Source organism: Azospira sp. I09 (assembly GCF_009177135.1).
Lineage (GTDB): Bacteria > Pseudomonadota > Gammaproteobacteria > Burkholderiales > Rhodocyclaceae > Azospira > Azospira oryzae.
Genome location: NZ_AP021845.1, coordinates 213,336 through 231,891, shown reverse-complemented (window position 1 = coordinate 231,891; position 18,556 = coordinate 213,336). Strand labels below are relative to the sequence as shown.

The window sequence follows — 18,556 nt, the reverse complement described above, 5'->3', positions numbered from 1 at the left end:
ATTTCTCCGCCATCTTGGTGTGTCCACAAGGTTTTTTCGGGTGACCGAAGACGCGAACGGGTCTGCGTTATGACCTGCTCTTGGTTCCTGCCGTCCGGTAGGGACTTTTCCCGTGTCGGGGCATCTCTCCCGACCGGGGTGGATGCCCCTTTGTTTGGAGGTGTCCATGATGTTGAAGTATCTGCATGAAGCCGCGCTGGCGAGTCTTGTCGTTCCGGAAGGTGCGGACAAGGCCACCGAACGTGAAATTTTTCGCCGCCGCCAGCAGGTTGAAGCCCAGTGGTCGCTCGCTTGTCGCGCGATCCTGATGCTGAAGAGCCTGCACGCCGATGTCTCCGCCCTGCGCGTGGATGACGGTGATGGTTTCCAAGGGACGGGCAACTGCGAATACGGTCATGAAGGCGTGGAAGTCACGCTCGACTGGCCGAACCTCGCAGTGCTCACCGACGAGACCAAGACGATCCTCGACGAGGTTGCCGCCTCGGACGTGCCGAAGGTCTGGTTTGTCCTTCATGGCGACTGCTCGGTACCGCACCGCTGTGAAGCGGAGGACCACGAGGAGGCGATGGAGATCTGTGCCGAGGCTCACCCGGGCAGCAAGGTTCATGTTGCTGTCCCGGCCGATGCCCACGGCGAGTTCGTGCTGTATGGCTACGGTGAAGAGATGGTCCATTGCCCGCTCTGCGGTTCGCGCACCGAGTTCGGTGAGCTGCCCCGCGATGGCTGGCAGGTCCATGTTTGCCGCTGCAATCACAGCTTCATCGCTGTCCCTGAAGACGAAGAGACAGAGGTGGAGTCGTGAGCCCGCAACGTGCCCAGGAAATCTGGGACAGCCGGCTTCCCTTCGGGGAGCTGTCCATGACGGACGCCGAGCGCATGGCGGTGAGGAAGGTCTGGACCGGCATGCCCGGCCATACCTGCTTTGCCGATGCGCTGCTGCGTATCGCCAGGGGCGAGGCCGACGCTGTGCAGCCTGTGATGATCGGAACCGCTGTTTTCACCTACGGCGACGAGATCATCGAACAGACCCCGGTCTATGAGGGGGAGATGGCTGGCACGGATGCGGTCTATGCGCGCGCACGCCGTTCGATCCAGATGCTTGGCATGCCGGCGACCGATCCGGTCCATGGCTGCAACGCAAGGCTGATCAAGCTGCAGACCGCCACCGTGAAGTTCTATCCACGGGGCCACTAAACCACGCAGTTCCTTTCGCCTCCACTGGGGGCGTTCTTTTCAGGACGTTCAACCGAGCGCTTCCTGAAAAGAACCCGTTCATCACAAAGGAGCATTCACATGCTGATCCATGTTCTACCCAAGCTGTACGTCCCTGGCGGACTGGATGCCGCCGTTCGACTCGTCGATCTGACCATCGAGGAGACGGGCCTGGTGCTCAAGGGCGACCAGGACCTGACCATTCGCCGGCCCTACCCGAACAAGTGCTACTGGGTGGGCTGCCGCAAGGTCGGCCAGAAGGCTGTGGCCGGTCTCTTCATCGAGACCGAGAAGTTCCTGAGTGCCTATACCGTGGTGACACGCTGGGCGATCAACGCCGACACCGTGCTGACCCACCGGGTTGAGCATGTTGTCCTGGATGGACACTTCGATTCGGTCAGCGACGACATGACCCTCTGGTACGCCACCTGCGAGAGCCTGGGCAACTGGCATTCCCGCTGGCCGCTTTGCTACAACGGGATGCCGCCGGTGAAGGTGCAGCCACGCATGGATGTGCTGGCCCCTGACTGGGGCGGCTCCAAGCGCGATGTTGAACTGTGCGACGTGCTGTCCGAGGATGGCCTGGTGATCCGCCGGGAAGAGCGGTTCATGGTGCCCACCATCGAGCGCGGCCGCTTCCAGGGCAAGTGGGCCGAGATCGGCCGGCTGCCCGAGCTGAAGGACGCCTTCAAATCGGTCCCGTGAATGACCCTGCCGGACATCAAGGGCAGGGGAGGTGGAACGCACGCAGCGCGTCCCTTACGGACCCCGACGTATCCAAAGCACAGGCTGATCTTTTCCCAGAATCGCCGATGCCATCTATGTAATCTTGGTTTCAGTTCTCCCCCGCTGGCCTCACCTTGAGGCTTTCGGCCTCCTCTCCTCCTGGAGGCCTCTTTTTCGATCCGGTTCGGCGAGCCGGATGGAAAAAGACCGGGGGGCTGATACCAACCTCTTTGGAGTATCACCATGATCAGCAATTACCTGCACTACCAATTCGCTCTGCTCCTCCTGCTGCTGAAGCGTGACATCGACGTGCCCACCTGGCGCTACGCCGCGTGGCATCGCCCCATTGTCGTTTGTGGGCACACCGGAAGCTGGGTGGTGGACACCCCCCCGGAAGCTCTCAACAGCACCCTCAGCCAGCGTGCGCTGGCCCAGTTCTTCGTCGGCATGCTGATGATCGCCGGTGCCGTCGGCTGGATCGCAAACACCGTCGATGGGGGGGGCTTCTCTGCAATCCTGACCCTGGCATCATTCAAGGCCGCCGGGGTGGTCGCCCTCGGGCTGGTGCTGGCGCTGGATGCGACGGCCGCTGGCATCTATCGCTGGGTGTCTATGCCGTGCCCTGGCCAGAAGGCCTGCCGTCAGCGGATGGCGGTGGCCAAGCCGGAGGAAGCATCATGCTGAGCCTCGGCATGCTCGAATGGATTGGTGCCATCGGGGGCGCGGCCGGGGCGCTCCTCCTGGCCTTCAACAATCGCTGGTCCGGGTATGGGTTCGTCCTGTTCCTGGTGTCTAACGCGGCCTGGATGACCTATGGCGTGATGACGCACACCTTCGGCATGGTCACCATGCAGATCGTCTGTACGGGAACATCGCTCCTGGGCGTTTGGCGGTGGCTTGTGCTGCCGCGTCTCAACCGGTCGCGGAGCTACCGCGACGATCTGGCCATGCTGCCGGTGCAGCGGATTATTTGCCCTTCCAGAGCCTTGCAACCTTGCCCGAACGGTGAAAGCCATGGCCGGTAAGCGCAGACGGTTCAAACCCTACGAGTTGTTCGGGCGGACGGTGAATCTGCCCGAGGCTGTCGCGCGGGTGAAGGGTGATCCCGTATCCGTGCCGGACACCTGCCGCTTCTGCAAGGGCGAGGTGAAGCTGGTCAACAACGCCGATTTCTACAAGGGCCGAGAGTATGGATGGCCCTTGGCCTATTGCTGCACGTCCTGCGGTGCGCGGGTGGGATGCCATCCCGGTACCGACATCCCGCTCGGCACGCTGGCTGATGGGCCGACCATGCAGGCCCGCCGGGAAGCCCATGACGCCTTTGACCGGCTGTGGCGGGGGAAGACCCCGTGGCACCGGTCTCAGGCCTACAGGGCACTGGCCAAAGCCCTTGGGGTTCGCTTCGCTCACATCTCCTGGATGGATGTGCCTGAGTGCAAGCGTGTCGTCAGTCTGTGCCAGAGCGGCGCACTGTTCGTCTAGGAAGGGAAAGGTATGCAAGCAACGATGACGCGGCCGCCGATTGGTGGCCTGTTTCCCCTGGTGGTGAGTCGGGCGGGGGCGGTTCCCCGTCACGGGCTGGCCCAGGGCAAGGCTACGGCCCATGTGGCGATCCTGCATGGACGTGATGGGCGAGTCGTCGTGGCCATGACCGACGGCAACCATGGGGCCAGTATCACCAACTCCGCTGAGGAACTGGTGAGCTTCCTGTATCACCTGCACATCCAGGCGCTCAACGTTGCCCTGGAAGACATCCGCTGGGTGTATCGGGACAGCGACGGCAACTGGGACGAGATCATCCCGGCCCTGGTGCATGGCACCTCTGTCTATGGCGTGAAGTTCCGCCCGCTGGGTGGTCGGTCTCAGGCCGACGCCCTGTTGGTGATCGCTGCCGAAGGCGTGTCCCTGTCGGACGAGGAAAAGACCTTGTTCAACGAAAGCCTGGGCCTGACGCCCAGAGAACTGGCAGAGGGCGTCTGTGGCTGAACTGATACTTACCGAGGAAGAGAAGGCTGCGGCACTCTGGAGCGACCTCGACGACGCCGCACTCGGCAAGTTGGTGAAGAAGAAGATCGCTTTGCTGACCAGTGCTGCGGAGCAGCTTGACCGCGTGACGACTTTCGCGGCGGCCATGCTGCTTTGCTGTGCCGCATCGGAACAAAACGCCAGCGAGATCGCGCTGGAGATCGATGGATTGAAGCAAGCCGGTCGCGAGTTCGGCGACTGGAAGGTGGTGGCTGTAAAGATGGCTCCACCAACAACTGAAGGGAGTGCTCATGGCTGACAACAGCAAGATTGAATGGACCGATGCCACTTGGAATCCGATAACGGGTTGCTCTGTAACCTCCGGTGGTTGTCGGCTGTGTTATGCAATGAAGCTGGCCGGCGGCCGCCTCAAGAATCACCCGTCCCGCGCAGGGCTGACCATCGACACCAAAAACGGTCCGGTATGGACCGGCGAAGTGCGCCTGAACCATGAATGGCTTGACCAGCCGATTCGTTGGGGGCGGCAGCGCCAGGTGTTCGTCTGCGCCCACTCGGATCTGTTCCACCCGGACGTGCCGGACGATTGGATCGACACCATCATGGGTGTGATGTGGGCCTGCCTGTATGGCCGCAACGAACAGGACGGCCATATCTTCCAGGTGCTCACCAAGCGCGCGCAGCGCATGCGTGACTACTTCAGCACCGACCGGCGGGAGGCCTGGGCGCGGGCGGCTGTCAATCACGGTGGCGGCACGGACCCCGACGGCATCTGGGATCAGGTGATGAACTTTGATGGCCCCCATCCCCGTATCTGGCTGGGCGTTTCTGTGGAAGATCAGGCAGCGGCTGACGAGCGGGTGCCATTGCTGATGGACACGCCAGCGGCAGTGCGCTGGGTAAGCTGCGAGCCCCAATTGGGGGAGATCGATCTGGCCCGATGGCTCAATCCGGTGGGCGTGCAGTGCAAAGACGTTTGTCCGGACAGCTGCTATGTGATCGCCGACGAAATCGAGACCGTAAAGGATGGCGAGGAAACCGTGCCTCTCTGCCCGCACTGTGGTGAGCGCGCAGGATGGACCGCCTACGACCCGGGCATTGACTGGGTTGTCCAGGGTTTCGAGAGCGGTATCGGTGCTCGGCCAGGCCTTCCGGCTTGGGCGAGGATGCTGCGTGATCAGTGCGCAGCCGCCGGCGTGCCCTATCTGTTCAAACAATGGGGCGAATGGGCGCCAGGCGAGGTTGCTGGCCCCAACGACCGTGCGATCGACGCCGCGTACTGGTTCAACGGCAAGTGGGACATCCGGCGCGTCGGCAAGGCGCGTGAAGATGACCATATCGACGATGAGCCGGATATGTTCCTGATCGGCAAGAAAGCTGCGGGGCGCACGCTGGACGGCGAGATTCACGACGGCTACCCGGTGTAGCGGCCATGCCAGAACGTGTGCAACTAAAGCGCGCCAAAGGCTGGCGCATGCCGGAAAACACGGTGAAAGTGGATCGGACGACAAAGTGGGGGAACCCCTTTGTGCCGGGGAAACCAGCGCCGTTCGGTCCGACCAAGGGCCAGATCGTTCGGGACAAGCGGCATGCGTTCGTGTTGTATCGGTCGCTGGCTCCTCTCAACCCCAAACTGGTAGCCGAAGCCAGGGCCGAGCTTGCTGGGAAGAATCTGGCCTGCTGGTGTGGGAAGGATGATCCGTATGAGGACGCCTGCCATGCGGCAGTGCTTTTGGAGCTGGCCAACAAGGAGACATAAGCAGCGCAGATGTTACGGACAGGCAGATTGAAGCGGGCACACCTCCGGGGTCTGCCCGCTTTTTTCAGAAAGGCCTGGCTCAGATAGGCAGACTTGACCCAATCGTCATTCACAGAGGGCACGAACAATGGGCAAGCAACTGCTGCTGAACATCCACCGGAAAAAGATCGTTGACGGGTTCGCCGGCGCGGGCGGGATGTCGATCGCCTTCGAGAAGGCTTTCGGCAGATCGCCGGATGTCTGCTTCAACCACAACGATGACGCAGTGAGCTGCCATCGGATCAATCACCCGACCACGCGGCATTTCTGCGCCGATGCCTACGAGGTGGATCCTCGTGGCGCGACGATGGGTGATGAAGTGGGCTGGTTCCACTATTCGCCCGATTGCACGCATTTCTCGCAAGCAGCAGGCGGTCAGCCGCGATCGAAGAAGATCAGGGGCTTGTCCTGGTCGGGGATGCGCTGGGCTGGGCAAGCCAAGCCGGACGTGATTTCGCTCGAGAACGTCCTGGCCATCCTGAAATGGGGTCCGTTGATCGCCAAGCGGGATAAGGCTACGGGCCGCGTCATCAAGCTGGTGACCGAGGTCGTGAAGGGTAAGAAGAAGGTCCGGCAGGTTGTGGCCGAGCCAGGTGAGCGCGTGCCGGTGCAGCAGCAGTACCTGATCCCCGACCCCAAGCGGGAAGGTGAGACCTGGAAGAAGTTCGTCAGGAAGCTTCAGGCGATGGGCTACGTGGTCGAGTGGCGCGCGCTGGTGGCGGCGAAACTGGGCGGCCATACCACTCGCAAGCGGCTGTTCATGATCGCGCGCCGGGATGGGTACCCCATCATTTGGCCCGAGCAGATCCACTTCGAGAGTCCCACCGGAAAGCAGATGGCCTACAAGCCGGCTGCCGATTGCATCGACTTCTCCAACCTGGGCAAGTCGATCTTCGGCCGGAAGAAGGAACTGGCGCCGGCCACGAAGCGCCGGATCGCCAAGGGGATCAAGAAGTTCGTCCTGGACAACCCGAAGCCGTTCATCGTGAACAACATGATGAACAACGTCCCCCGCATGGTCGACGAGCCGATGGCGACCTGCTGTGGCGGGAATCACAAGTATTTGGCTACGCCGAGCATCGTTCCGATTGCCCACTACAACGGACAGGATGTGGTTCACAGCGCACTGGAACCGTTGCGGACAGTGAAGGCGGCGACCAAGGGCGGAGAATTCGCCGTGGCGACCCCGATCATCGTCCCGGCAACCCATCAAGGGTCTGACCGGATGCACTCGGTTGAGGGCTCTCTGCCCACGATTACCACGGCCCACCGCGGCGAGCTGATGCTGGCCACCCCGGTGCTGTCGCCATCGAAGCCGTCCGGCCCGTCGAGCGCCTTCATGATGCAGGCAAACGACGGTTTCAACGCGACGATCGGCCGCGGCCTGGATGAGTCGATGACGTCGATCACGACGACCGGCAGCCAGCAGCAACTGGTGGCACTCAACCTGGCTCAGTTGCGCAACAACTGCGACGCCCGGGATCTGAACGCCCCGATCCAGACCATCTCCGCTGGAGGGGAGCATCATGCGCTTGTGGCAGCTTTCCTGTCCCGCCAGTTCGGCAACAGTGTCGGGCATGCCGCGAACGATTCGATGGGGACCGCCACGGCCGGGGGCGGAGGAAAGTCTGCCTTGGTGGAATGCGAGCTGGCCGGCGAGACCGAAAACGGCCTGTCCCCTGAAGACGAGGCAGGCGCGCTGAAAGTCGCCGCCTTCCTGATGGAATACTACAGCGAGGGCGGGCAATGGTCCGCGCTGGACAAGCCGCTCAACACGATCACGACGCGAGACCGGTTGGCCTTGGTCACCGTGTTCATCAAGGGCGACCCGTATGTGATTGTCGATATTCGACTTCGCATGCTTACGCCCCGCGAACTGGCGCGCGGCCAGGATTTCCCGGAGGACTACATCATCGACCGTGGTCACGACGGCCGGAAGTTCTCCGTGGCCACCCAGGTCCGCATGATCGGTAACAGCGTCAATCCGGTGATGGCGGAGGCATTCCTGCGCGCCAATGCCCCGTGGCTGGCGGTCAAGAAAGCCGCCTGACGGACACAGCCAATCCAAGAGGGACAGCGGAAAGGATTCCAGATCAAGGGGTATCGATCTGGCATCCTGTCTCTGTCCAAACGATTTCTACTTTTACGCGAGGGAACCATGGAAAACTACCACCAGCTGCTGCGCCTGACGATGGAGCAGGGCGTCGATCAGTACAACACCCGTACCAACAAGCTCTGCCGCGCGCTGGTGGGGCATCAGGTGCAATTCGACCTTCGTCAGGGCTTCCCGGCGCTGACCACCCGCAAGCTGCCCTTCAAGAACATCGTCGGCGAGCTGCTGGGCTTTTTCCGGGGCTACGACAACGCCGCCGACTTCCGCGCCTTGGGCTGCCATTTCTGGGACATCAACGCCAACGAGACGCCGGCCTGGCTGGCCAGTCCCTACCGTCGCGGTCACGACCACCTATCGCGAATCTACGGCAAGCAATGGACCGAGTGGATGGATCGCCGCATCGCGGATACCCCGGCTGAACGTGATCGGCTCCTGGCCCTGGGCTACCAAGTGCGCATGTGCGCCGATGCGGTCGACGAGGACGGGAAGAAGACCGAATGGCTCATGCAGCGGACCATCAACCAACTGGAGAACTCGCTGAAGAAGCTGCTCACCGATCCCTCTGATCGGCGCGTGATCGTCTCTGGCTGGAACGTGGCCGAACTGGACATGATGGCGCTGCCGCCTTGCCACATGGACTACCGTTTCGTGGCCTTCGAGAACCCCCGTGTCCTCAACCTGGTCATGACGATCAGGTCGTGGGATCTGTTCCTTGGCGCGCCGGCGAACATCGCGGCGACCTCGATCTTCCTGGCGATCATGGCGCGGCTGGCCGGGTTCGAGCCTGGTGTGGTCACGATCCAGGCGACAAACGCACACATCTACGAGGACCACTTCGACCAGGTGCGCGAGCTGCTGGCCAGGGAACACCTCGAAGCCCCGAAGCTGATCCTGTCGGACAACATCAAGCGGATCGAGCGCCTGGAGGACGTCGCCGGTGCCTTCACGCGCATCGAGCCCGCCGACATCACCCTCGAGGGCTACGAATCGCATGCCGCGATCAAGGCCCCGATGGCCGCCTGAGCGGGGGCGCCATGAGCCTTGAGTACATCCGCAGGACCTACGGGGTGCCCGCCCGGCGTGGCGTGCGTGTGCGCTACACCGACGGGGCCGGGGTTATCTGGAACTGCACCATCACGTCCGCCAAGGGCCCGCATCTGCGGGTCCTGGTCGATGATCGGGTGCCAGGCTACCGCGGGCGTTTGATCCTGCACCCAACGGACAACCTTGAGTACATTCAGGTCGAAGCGAAGCCGATCCCCAACGGACAGGGAAGTATTTCGGAACAGGCCAGGGCCAATCCGTAGCATGACGACTGACTGAGGGCCGCGCCCTCGAGCAATCGGAGTGCTTCAACATGGATCATCAGCTGGAACTGGGGCGTTTGCCCACCGGGCAACACAATGCCGTCCTGGATGACGAGCTCGTTATGCGGGTCGGCATTCCCCACCGCGGAGGAAAGCTGGCCTTTCACGCCTTCAATGAAGACTTCCCCGTCATGGTGAGCGCGAATGCCTTCTGGGACGCCGAGAAGGGCTGTTTCCGCGTGCCGGAGGCCACCGATCTATCCGAGCTCGATGTTGCGCTGGACAGTGCCGGCTTCACCGCAATGAAGCTGTGGAAGGCGAAGGGAAAGCAGCCGGGCATGGCTGGGGTATTCCCTTGGTCATACGAGCAGTATGTTGAACTGGCGTCGTTGTTGAGCCCGTCGTGGTGGTCCCAGCCGGATCTCTGCTGCGAGCCGGAGATCGCCCAGGACCAGGCGGCGATCGACTACCGGATCAACGCGACGGCAACGCTGCTTGAGGGCGTGCTGCGCGTGGTCTACGCCTGGCAGAACGAACTCGCCAAGACGTGCTCAGCCTCGGTGGTGGCCAACATGTTGCCGCCGCCGGTGCCCGTCATCCAGGGGTGGTCGGCATCCGACTACCTCCGCAGCCTGGAACTGCTGACGGCCGTTTGGGAGCGCTGGCAGCCCTGGCTTGATGCGCCTCTGCTCATCGGAGTTGGATCGGTGTGCCGGCGGAACCTGCATCACCCGACACACGGCCTCTACGCCATCCTGTCCGCCCTGGAAGGGAAGCTGCCACAAGGCGCGCGGCTGCACCTGTTCGGGGTCAAGGGGGCGAGCCTGTCCGAGGTGAAGATGTTGGACTGGGTGGCTTCGGCCGACTCCATGGCCTACGACTTCGGCGCCAGGATCAAGGCGCGGCAGAGCGGTCTGTCCAACACCACGGCCCACCGCTCGAGCGAAATGAGCCGCTGGATGAGGACGGCGCGCTCCCGCATGTCCGCGCAGCCGGGCGACCAGCTCCGCCTCCCGCTCGCCGCCTGAATTCGGGCCGGAAGACGGGCCACCAGACAGTCCATCGCGGACAGGGAAGTATTTCAGAATCGGGTGGGGTCAATCCGTAGCATGACGTTTGAGTGAGGGCCGCGCCCTCAAGCCAACGGAGTGCGACTTGATGGACCGACTGCAGCAGCTTGACTTATTCGCCCCGGCAATCGCCGCGGCAGGCCAGTACGACGTGGCCGTGACACCGGAGGTCAGTGAGTGGCTGGCGGCAGGCGCAGTTTGCGCACTTGGCGTGAGCGCAGGGAAGGACAGTGTCGCAATGGCCGTTCGCGTTTCCGAATACCTCGACCAGATTGGTCATTCGGGGCCGCGTGTTCTCATCCACAGCGACCTTGGCACTGTCGAATGGAAGGATAGCCTACCGCTGTGCGAACGCCTGGCAAAGCGCTTGGGATGGGAACTCATCGTCGTGCGCCGTGCTGCGGGCGACATGATGGATCGATGGGAAGTCCGCTGGAAGAACAACATTGAGCGGTACGCATCGCTCTCGACGGTGAGGATCATCCTTCCATGGTCAACCCCATCAATGAGATTCTGCACCAGCGAGCTCAAGACATCGATCATCTGCAGGGAGCTAACGAAGCGGTACCCAGGGCAAAAAATCCTGTCCGCAACGGGCGTTCGCCATGCGGAGAGTGCTGCTCGAGCAAAAATGCCCATCGCTACGCCGCAGCCGCTTCTCTCGGCCCGAGGATGCGTGGGCATGAACTGGAATCCAGTGATCAAGTGGCCGACGCCAGCAGTATTCGACTACATCGCGCTCAAGCAGGCGCCCCTGCACGAGGCCTACACCGTCTACGGAAGCACGCGCCTCAGTTGCACGTTTTGCATTATGGGGTCGGCCGGCGATTTGAAGGCATCGGCGTCCTGCCCGGATAACGCCGATATCTACCGCCGGATGGTGCGCCTGGAGATCGCCTCGACGTTCGCCCTGCAGGGGGCGACGTGGCTCGGCGACGTGGCCCCGCATCTTCTGTCCGCAGAGGAGCGAGAAGGGCTGGCTGATGCCAAGCGTCGCGCCGAACTGCGCGTCCAGGCTGAATCCCGGCTGCCTGCTCACCTGCTCTATTCCTCTGGTTGGCCAACCTGCGTGCCGACCGAGGAGGAAGCCCAGCTTATCGCCGAAGTCCGCCAGGCGGTGGCCGACATCCTGGGCATCTCTGTGGGCTTCACCACGGCCGGCGAAGTGATCGCCCGGTACCAAGAACTCATCACCCTCCGCCAAGCCAAGGGCAAGGGGGAGTAAAACCGTTCCCGCCGCGCAAGCGGCTCAATCTCGAAAGGAAGCAACATGAAGCATGCCGTACTCAGGGCAGCCGCCCTCGCACTCGTTCTTTTCGCCGGACAGGCCGGCGCAACCAACTGGCTGAATGTAGCCGAGAAGGCCGTCCAGGGCCTCCAGGACCATTCCTCGACGGTCCAGCATAGCGGGACCATCGAATATGCCTTCAGCCCCAATGAAGGCGCCGAAAAGCTGGTTCTGAAGGTGATTGGATCAGCCCGCTCCGAGATCCGCATGATGACCTATTCGCTGACCTCGGCACCGGTGGTGGAAGCCCTGATCGCGGCCCGCCGGCGGGGCGTCGATGTCGCCATCGTTTCCGACTACAAGAACAACGTCGTCGAGGACAAGTCCGGCAAGGCCCGGGCGGCGCTCTCCGCCTTGGTGAATGCTGGCTGTCGCGTGCGGACGATCTCGATCTACCCTATCCACCACGACAAGATCGTCGTATCGGACAGGGAGACGGTCGAGACCGGTAGCTTCAATTACAGCGGCGCGGCGGCGAACAAGAACAGCGAGAACGTGCTGGTGGTCTGGAAGAACCCTGAGCTGGCCAAGGGCTACCTGGAGCACTGGAACAGCCGCTTCTCCCGTGGCGACGATTACCAGACTCGCTACTAGGAGGCTGCCATGGTCCATCACCTCGGAATCGGTGTCGTGGGGGCGGCACTGCTGGCCGCGATCCTGGCTCCGGCAGCATGCAATCCCCTGAAGTCCAAAGAGGACACGCAGGCCCCGATCGCCCAGGTTCAAGCCGACGCGGCAACCAGTCAGTCTGTTGAGGACGCCGCGCGGCTTTACCTGACTGATCTTTACTCGAAGGATCCTGCGCGCGTGCGCCGGGCGCTGTTGGCCAATGCCGGATCTGTGGGCGTATCTGACGCCCAGGTGGCGGCGGCCGTCGCGGACAACCAGGCCAAGCCGACGCCGAAGGAAATCGTCATCGTCCGGCAGGAAGTCCAGCACATGCCGCCGCAGGGACACAGCGCGTCCGTTTGGTTCGTGCTGGTGCGCCCCGATGCGACGACGCAGACGGGACGCCTGGCCGCGTGGCGTCGTCACGGAGGCAGTTGGACTTTCACCCTGGCTGGGTACTGACCAGGCGAAAGCCACGCCACCAGGCGGGCTTCGGCCCGCATTGACGAACAAATTCAAGAAACGCCGATGGCATTCACGTACCTTTACCACATGACCTTTCACCCGCCCTGAGCGGTTGCCTGAATTCTGGAGGGAAACACCCATGAGAACCCAAAAAGACGAAGCGGCTGGCTCCACCAGCATGCTGACAGCCATGCTGGCGGGCGCGATGCCGGCCATGCCAACACCCGATCCGGGAGCGGTACGCCAGCACCGCCTCGACGATTCCAGCCCGGCCCGCCGCGCTGCTCTGGCCGTGGTTCCGACGAACCCGGCGCAGAAGCCCAGCGGCTTCACCGCTGCCGACAAGGCGCTGATCCGCAAGGTGCATGGCTACATGGCACCGCTGCAACTTCTCGGCATCCTGAACGAGCGTCTGATCTGCGACCAGGGCGGGAGCGCGGTGCTTTACACCATCGACCAGCTCAAGGCCGAGATCGCCAGTGTGACGACGGCAGTCCCGTCCTCCGGCAACGACTGGGGAACGCTCCGCAAGCTGCTCGCCAAGGCCCGGCGTGAAGGGGTTCTCGACCAGATCAACGAACAGGTCATCAATGACTTTGCCGTGGTCTATTCGCTCAATCAAAAACAGGTGATGACCCTCAAGGACATCCTGCTCAATGGGGAAGACGCATGAGCCATACCGTGATTCGTCGCACCGAAATGGTCGGTGCAAGCCTGAACCTTGGTGGTCAACCTCTGGATTTGACCGAGTATTCGACAACGGGCCTCATGGCGCTGGCGGTGGGGCCGCGTGGCTTCGGCAAGACCAACGCCGGCCTGCTGATGGCGGAACAGCTTTCGGAGCAGGGCTGGGTCAGTATCCTGATCGACCCGGAAGGGGAACTTGAGTCGATCTATGGCGCCGCCGTGGCGGACGCCGATGCGCTGCGTCAGCGCCTCACGCTGCGCGACGTTCCCATCGTGGTGGTGTCCGCAAAGGACGCGCTGGATTTCATCCCCTATGGGCAGGTGATCCTCGATGTCGCCGACGAGCTTCGCAAGCCGCTGTTCGTCTGCATCGACGAAGGGCAGCTATTCAGCGCGGCCCGGAAGCGGGCCGATGGCGTGGGCGAGGCCTGCGACATCATCGCCCAGTTCGCCGAGCGCGGCCGCAAGCGCGCCCTAGACCTGTTCGTGACGGCGCTGCGCTACACCGGCACGCTGCATCGCACGATGTTCTCGAATTCCAACCTCAAGCTCGTCGGCGCGCAGGAAGACCCGACAGCGTGGTCCGCCCTGGCCCCAATGTTCCGCTCCTCCGGCATCGAGTTCAAAGACCTGAACGCCCTCGGGCCTGGCGAATTCGTGCTGTTCTCCCGTCGCGGCATCGAGAAGACCAAGATGCCGATGGCCGAAGGCTTGAAGAAGGTAGCCCCGAAGGCGAAGACCGTGAAGCGCATCCTGCCGGCGACGTTTAGCCAGTGGGATCGCGCCATGCGCGAAATCCCCACCGAGCGCCTGGAAGCCCTCACCGACCCGGTGGTGAGCCTACTGGGGGCGGTGGCCGGCCTTGTGCCGCAGCAGATGCTGGCGGGTGCCCGCGCCCTTGGGGACGAGATGGAGGCACGGGCATGAGTAAATCCGCCAAGCTCGCCGACTGGGAAAAGTTCGTCATTGCGAACGGCTGGCAGGCCCAGGCCTACGAGCTGGCGGCCGTCGTCGGCCAGCCGGTCGATGCGATCCAGCGCCTGCGCGCCACGGGGGCATGCTCCCGCCTCGAAAAGGCCAAGGATTTCGCCGAACTCTTCGCGCTGTGGCATGGCCGGGAGCCAGGGGAAGACGATTGGCCGGCACCCCGCAAACTCGGTTCTCACGGCACTTACGAGTGGCAGTCGCCGGAAGTCGCCCTGCTTGCCAGTCTGGTTGGGCAAATCAGCCAAGCAGCGATTGCCGAGGTCCTGACGACTCGGCTGCGGGAGAAGACGGGCGATCCCGACGCTGAACGGACGCCGACGGCTATCCAGGTCCGCACGAATCTGATCGGTCTTCAAACGACCGATGTGGTCGGGGGGCTGACCACCGCCGAGGCAGCCCGTGACATCGGCTCCTTCGCCATCGTCAATCAGACCATCGACAAGGGGGAGTTGAAGACCCATCGGGTCGGGCGCCTTCACGTCATACCTTACGCCGAGTGGGAGGCATGGAAAGCCAAGCGGGTGTTCCCGCCAGAAGGCTACGTCCAGTTGTCCACCATCCGGGAGCCACTGTCGATCAAGAGCGACAAGCTCTCGGAATATGCCCGCATGGGGCTGATCCCCACGGCGATCCGATGCAACCCTTACGGAACCAAGGGGCCGTCGACGCAATTCGGGACATGGTGGATTTCCAAGGAAACCGCCGACCAGCTTCTGGCTGATCGCCGGGCCGGCCGCCAGATGCCATGGCATGGCAAATACACCGACAACCTGAGAACCACCTACAAGCTGTGGGAGAAGCGCAAGCACCCCGAAGCCTGCAAAACCTGCGTCGAGATTTGGGGCGAACAGGGCGTCCCGCAGAACTTCGAGGAATACTCGGCTCGCTATCCGGGCCTCGCCCACGGGGCCAAGCGTCATCTGACCCGCCCCTGGTCGCCGGGCATCACCCTGGAGGAAGTGGCAAACCAGGCAGGAAAGACGGTCCAGGAGGTGCAGCAGGCCATCGACAATGGCGTGCTGGCAGCGACGGCCGAGGAGGGCGTCCAGTACGTCACTCGCACAGATGCAACCCGCTGGATTGCCCGCAAGTGCCCGGACGGTGAAAGCGCCCGGTCCTGGATCACCCTGGACACCGCCTGCGACACCTACTTCTTCACGATGCGGGAGCTGCGGGGCTTCATCGACGCGGGCGATTTGAAGACCAAGATCGGCGTCACCGGCACGGCCAAGGGGGTGAACTACGTCCTGCGCCACCAATGCGGCCAGCTACGGGAAAAGATCGGGTTCACCGAGGAGCAGGCGGCCCGCCGCCTGGGAATCACCGTCGAGCGTTTCCGCCACCTGGTCGAGGGGGTTGATTGGCGTGCCGCCGAGAAGATTCCCCTGGTGACCGTCCAGGCCGTCCGCAAGCGACTCGAATCGCGCCAGGGCTACACCATCGAGGAAGCGGCTGCTGCGCTTGGCAGAACCGAAGGGTGGGTGAAGGAGCAGATCGAGAAGGGCGCTACGCGGGTTTCCCGCGCCAAGTGGGACCGTCGCCGCCTCTACATCACCGAGCCGATGTTGCTGCGGCTGCGGGAAGTGTCGGAGCAGCCCCCCGAGGTCGAGAAGCTGGGCGCTGAGTGGCTGTCTTTGAGCGAAGCCGCACTTGAGGCAGCAGTGAGCCTCGCTACCCTGAATGCTTGGGGTGTGAAGGGCGAGCTTCCCTACAAGGAACACAAGGGCGTTCGCCACTACCACCGGGAGGCGGTTCGTGCCAGGGCGCGTAGCTATTGGGAGAATCCACGGCTCCATCGAGCGATCCCCCCGGCCTGGTTCCAAGCGGAAACCTGTGCGGCATGAGGCGAGGGCTTCTGACGAAAAGCCAGAACCCCGTCATCCAGCCTGATAGGATCGACCCATGAACGAGATCAGCCAACTCAAAGAGACCAAGATTATTGGCCTTCAGTGACTGATACCAAATGCCTTAAAGTAGCACCTGATTTTGATGAAATAGGTACAGAAATGATCAAACGCCCACTTTCCAAGGAAGCCTTAGCAATTCTCTCCAAGGTGACACCCCAAAACGTTCAAAACGTGATGCTGAACGCTGTGGAGAAAGCGCTTGTGGAACTTCGGGATGAAGGGTTTCATGTTCTGTCTGAAGCAATTTGCGCTTGCCCCGATGAGAAACTTCGCGAATTGATGGGGAACGCTATGCGCTCTGCCATGAATTTACTTCGCTTTGGTTTTACTCCTCAGCGGCGAGAGAAAATGAGTAGCTGCGCGCATTTGATTGTCACAGTGCCTTTTACTCTGTCGGGTTCTGGTCACTGGAACAGCATCGATGTCCTGAAGATTTTGTCCTCCGGGATTGATGTTCAGATGGATCAGTTGCGCGATCCGAATGGCGCCCAAATGCCTGGATTGGTTGTGGCGGTACCAAATAAAGCCACAAGCCCAATGGATCTGGTCGGGTTGAATTTTATTCTGAGCAACCCGGAGAAGAATGATGCTGATCAGCAGTATTTCGACTGGTGGGCCTTGGCAGGAAGAACCACAGTCATAGCAAATCAGGCCGCGACTGACCCGGAATGGTACTCGCGGCAAGCATTCTTTTACGCATTTGCCATGGCTGTGCCGAATATGCCAATCAGAGAGGCTATCGATGGCCCATTAATTCTGACTGACTACGGCCAGAAGGTTCTCGACATTATCATGACCTCGGTAGCGCAGATCAATCGGACGCAAACCGACCTCCGCGTTGACCTGATGGCTGTACGCAAACTGTCTGACGGAATTACGTGCACCCAGGGCATTGCAATTCAGAAGGCTTTGGCGACTGTACATGATTCTCTGGGGAGCGTGAGAACCCAGGCAACAGATCCAGACCGCTTGATGAAAATCGTGGCAGGGATGGAATTTGTTCGCCGCCCTTCGTCGGCGCAACTTCTGGGAGTTCAGTTTGTGGGTGAAAGCGGAGCGATGTTGGCGTCGAGCCGACTGTTGCTTCCTGCGGGATTTCCCCAGAATCTTGCGGACATGGAGATCGACAATTTTTCCAAAAAGGCTGGCGTGGAAATTCAAAGACTTCCATCGGTTGAATTGGATCAATACCAGAAAAACGAAATAGGCTCGCCTTATGTCCGGTGGGTTGACGGTCAATGGTATGACCCGTCATTGCTCAAGGCTGGACCAAAGGCTCGAGACATTCTTCTGACTGGTGAATGGGCTATTGGATGGGATGCTCGAATCCAGAATTCCGACAATCCAACATTCCTCGAACAATTGAAGACGCTTCCAGACCCTGTGCGTCAAGCACGCGGCGGTATTGAAAACGTCTTACGAGAACATTACACCAAGGCGTTCTTGAAGGACTTCAAGGAGACTATCAGGCGCCCAGGGCTGTCCAGGGAGGCTGCCGCTGTAGTGCTGGATGAAGAGCTTGGTTACCCAGTTCTGGATCTGCTTCAAGCTGGACATGCAATGCAAGTCTTGCCGTGCCAGCAAATGTACTGCGCCGCTCACTTTGCTGCTGCAGGAGGGGCGCTGTTCGTTGTACGCGAACGTCTGATGGACGCATTGGCTCAAACGGACCTTTCCGACGACTATCCAACAGAGGCGATACGAATACCGTTCCCGGATTGCTATTTCCACTTCGAGAAGCCCATCACCATTGATTCTTCGGATGGCAAATCACACATCTATATCGACGGTTTCTATGTTTCCGAAGAGACCTCCGAGGCAGATGAAAACGGCCCGGAGGAGCGGCGTTATACGATCGTTCCAATAACCGTAGAGGCTGATAAAACATTCGACTTGACCAGCGAGGCTATGCGGATTGTTTGTTCGCCAGGTGACGGAAAGTTGATAGGAGAGAGTTTGGCGTGTGTTGATAATGCCGTGGCTGAGCACGCGGAAGACAAGAGTGCGAAGGCTGTAGGTTCTCTCTTCAAGGAATTCATGCGCACGATGGTTAAGGTCCTGCTCTACACCTCGTTGCCTGACCAACGGCGCCGAGAGGTGAATTCAAAAACCGATGGCATGACCAGTGCTCGACAAAAGCAAGGGAAAGAGCGCCAGAAAGCGATGGATCGGGCGTCAAAGCTCTACGATTACATATCAATAGGCCCGGAAAGCGACGAAGAGAACGATTTGCTTCCAAGTGGCGAAAGCAAAGGGAAATCAACCCATGTGCGTCGGGGCTCATACGTGTGGCAACCTTGGGGGCCTGGGAATTCACTCCGCAGGAACCAGTGGCGTCGACCGACTATTGTGAATCGTGACAAGGCAGATGAGCCTGACAAAAAGACGTACAAGGTTGGCTAAC

General features: G+C 61.3%; 21 protein-coding genes. All 21 read left to right on the top strand.

The window, feature by feature from the left end; genetic code table 11:
* Nucleotides 1-166: 166 nt before the first annotated feature.
* The 21 genes from AZSP09_RS19025 to AZSP09_RS18925 all read left to right on the top strand — a co-directional run bounded on the left by AZSP09_RS19025 (nt 167) and on the right by AZSP09_RS18925 (nt 18,555).
* Nucleotides 167-802: a hypothetical protein gene (locus tag AZSP09_RS19025; protein WP_152091193.1), complete on the top strand. Its 636-nt coding sequence runs from the start codon at nt 167-169 to the stop codon at nt 800-802.
* Nucleotides 799-1,194 (top strand): hypothetical protein, encoded by a 396-nt coding sequence (locus AZSP09_RS19020; RefSeq protein WP_152091192.1) that lies wholly within the window; start codon nt 799-801, stop codon nt 1,192-1,194. Before AZSP09_RS19025 ends, AZSP09_RS19020 begins: the two co-directional genes overlap by 4 nt.
* Nucleotides 1,195-1,293: 99 nt before the next feature.
* Nucleotides 1,294-1,917, top strand: a complete 624-nt coding sequence (locus AZSP09_RS19015; RefSeq protein ID WP_152091191.1) for a DUF6012 family protein — start codon at nt 1,294-1,296, stop codon at nt 1,915-1,917.
* A 264-nt stretch (nt 1,918-2,181) separates the two neighbouring features.
* A complete protein-coding gene (locus tag AZSP09_RS19010; protein WP_152091190.1) occupies nt 2,182-2,622 on the top strand; it encodes a hypothetical protein in 441 nt (146 codons plus the stop codon).
* The gene (locus tag AZSP09_RS20185) at nt 2,616-2,963 is read left to right on the top strand and encodes a hypothetical protein (protein ID WP_197739102.1); all 348 of its coding nucleotides are present in this window, start codon (nt 2,616-2,618) and stop codon (nt 2,961-2,963) included. Before AZSP09_RS19010 ends, AZSP09_RS20185 begins: the two co-directional genes overlap by 7 nt.
* On the top strand, nt 2,953-3,420 hold the full coding sequence (locus AZSP09_RS19000; RefSeq protein ID WP_152091189.1) for a zinc-finger-containing protein: 468 nt from the start codon (nt 2,953-2,955) through the stop codon (nt 3,418-3,420). Before AZSP09_RS20185 ends, AZSP09_RS19000 begins: the two co-directional genes overlap by 11 nt.
* A gap of 12 nt (nt 3,421-3,432) precedes the next feature.
* Entirely contained in the window at nt 3,433-3,924 is a 492-nt protein-coding gene (locus AZSP09_RS18995) for a hypothetical protein (RefSeq protein WP_152091188.1), read from the top strand.
* Nucleotides 3,917-4,222, top strand: coding sequence for a hypothetical protein (locus AZSP09_RS18990; protein ID WP_152091187.1), 306 nt, complete (start codon nt 3,917-3,919; stop codon nt 4,220-4,222). Before AZSP09_RS18995 ends, AZSP09_RS18990 begins: the two co-directional genes overlap by 8 nt.
* A complete protein-coding gene (locus AZSP09_RS18985) occupies nt 4,215-5,348 on the top strand; it encodes a DUF5131 family protein (RefSeq protein WP_152091186.1) in 1,134 nt (377 codons plus the stop codon). Before AZSP09_RS18990 ends, AZSP09_RS18985 begins: the two co-directional genes overlap by 8 nt.
* A 5-nt stretch (nt 5,349-5,353) precedes the next feature.
* On the top strand, nt 5,354-5,680 hold the full coding sequence (locus AZSP09_RS18980) for a DUF4326 domain-containing protein (RefSeq protein ID WP_152091185.1): 327 nt from the start codon (nt 5,354-5,356) through the stop codon (nt 5,678-5,680).
* A 127-nt stretch (nt 5,681-5,807) separates the two neighbouring features.
* Nucleotides 5,808-7,769 (top strand): DNA cytosine methyltransferase, encoded by a 1,962-nt coding sequence (locus AZSP09_RS18975; RefSeq protein ID WP_152091184.1) that lies wholly within the window; start codon nt 5,808-5,810, stop codon nt 7,767-7,769.
* Between the two features lie 108 nt (nt 7,770-7,877).
* Nucleotides 7,878-8,855 carry a thymidylate synthase gene (gene thyA, locus AZSP09_RS18970; RefSeq protein ID WP_152091183.1) on the top strand — a complete coding sequence of 326 codons (978 nt, stop codon included), beginning with the start codon at nt 7,878-7,880 and terminating at the stop codon, nt 8,853-8,855.
* 11 nt (nt 8,856-8,866) lie between these two features.
* Nucleotides 8,867-9,139 carry a hypothetical protein gene (locus AZSP09_RS18965; protein WP_152091182.1) on the top strand — a complete coding sequence of 91 codons (273 nt, stop codon included), beginning with the start codon at nt 8,867-8,869 and terminating at the stop codon, nt 9,137-9,139.
* A 50-nt stretch (nt 9,140-9,189) separates the two neighbouring features.
* Nucleotides 9,190-10,167: a deazapurine DNA modification protein DpdA family protein gene (locus tag AZSP09_RS18960; RefSeq protein WP_172974840.1), complete on the top strand. Its 978-nt coding sequence runs from the start codon at nt 9,190-9,192 to the stop codon at nt 10,165-10,167.
* 130 nt (nt 10,168-10,297) lie between these two features.
* Nucleotides 10,298-11,434: a phosphoadenosine phosphosulfate reductase family protein gene (locus tag AZSP09_RS18955; RefSeq protein ID WP_152091181.1), complete on the top strand. Its 1,137-nt coding sequence runs from the start codon at nt 10,298-10,300 to the stop codon at nt 11,432-11,434.
* A gap of 45 nt (nt 11,435-11,479) precedes the next feature.
* Nucleotides 11,480-12,091 (top strand): phospholipase D family nuclease, encoded by a 612-nt coding sequence (locus tag AZSP09_RS18950; RefSeq protein WP_152091180.1) that lies wholly within the window; start codon nt 11,480-11,482, stop codon nt 12,089-12,091.
* A 9-nt stretch (nt 12,092-12,100) separates the two neighbouring features.
* On the top strand, nt 12,101-12,568 hold the full coding sequence (locus AZSP09_RS18945; RefSeq protein ID WP_152091179.1) for a hypothetical protein: 468 nt from the start codon (nt 12,101-12,103) through the stop codon (nt 12,566-12,568).
* Nucleotides 12,569-12,710: 142 nt separating this feature from the next.
* Nucleotides 12,711-13,244 (top strand): hypothetical protein, encoded by a 534-nt coding sequence (locus tag AZSP09_RS18940; protein WP_152091178.1) that lies wholly within the window; start codon nt 12,711-12,713, stop codon nt 13,242-13,244.
* The gene (locus tag AZSP09_RS18935; protein WP_152091177.1) at nt 13,241-14,185 is read left to right on the top strand and encodes a hypothetical protein; all 945 of its coding nucleotides are present in this window, start codon (nt 13,241-13,243) and stop codon (nt 14,183-14,185) included. The genes AZSP09_RS18940 and AZSP09_RS18935 overlap by 4 nt, the downstream gene beginning before the upstream one ends.
* Nucleotides 14,182-16,089, top strand: coding sequence for a hypothetical protein (locus AZSP09_RS18930; RefSeq protein WP_152091176.1), 1,908 nt, complete (start codon nt 14,182-14,184; stop codon nt 16,087-16,089). The genes AZSP09_RS18935 and AZSP09_RS18930 overlap by 4 nt, the downstream gene beginning before the upstream one ends.
* 105 nt (nt 16,090-16,194) lie before the next feature.
* Complete coding sequence (locus tag AZSP09_RS18925) at nt 16,195-18,555, top strand: hypothetical protein (RefSeq protein ID WP_152091175.1); 2,361 nt, start codon at nt 16,195-16,197, stop codon at nt 18,553-18,555.
* Nucleotide 18,556: the final 1 nt, after the last annotated feature.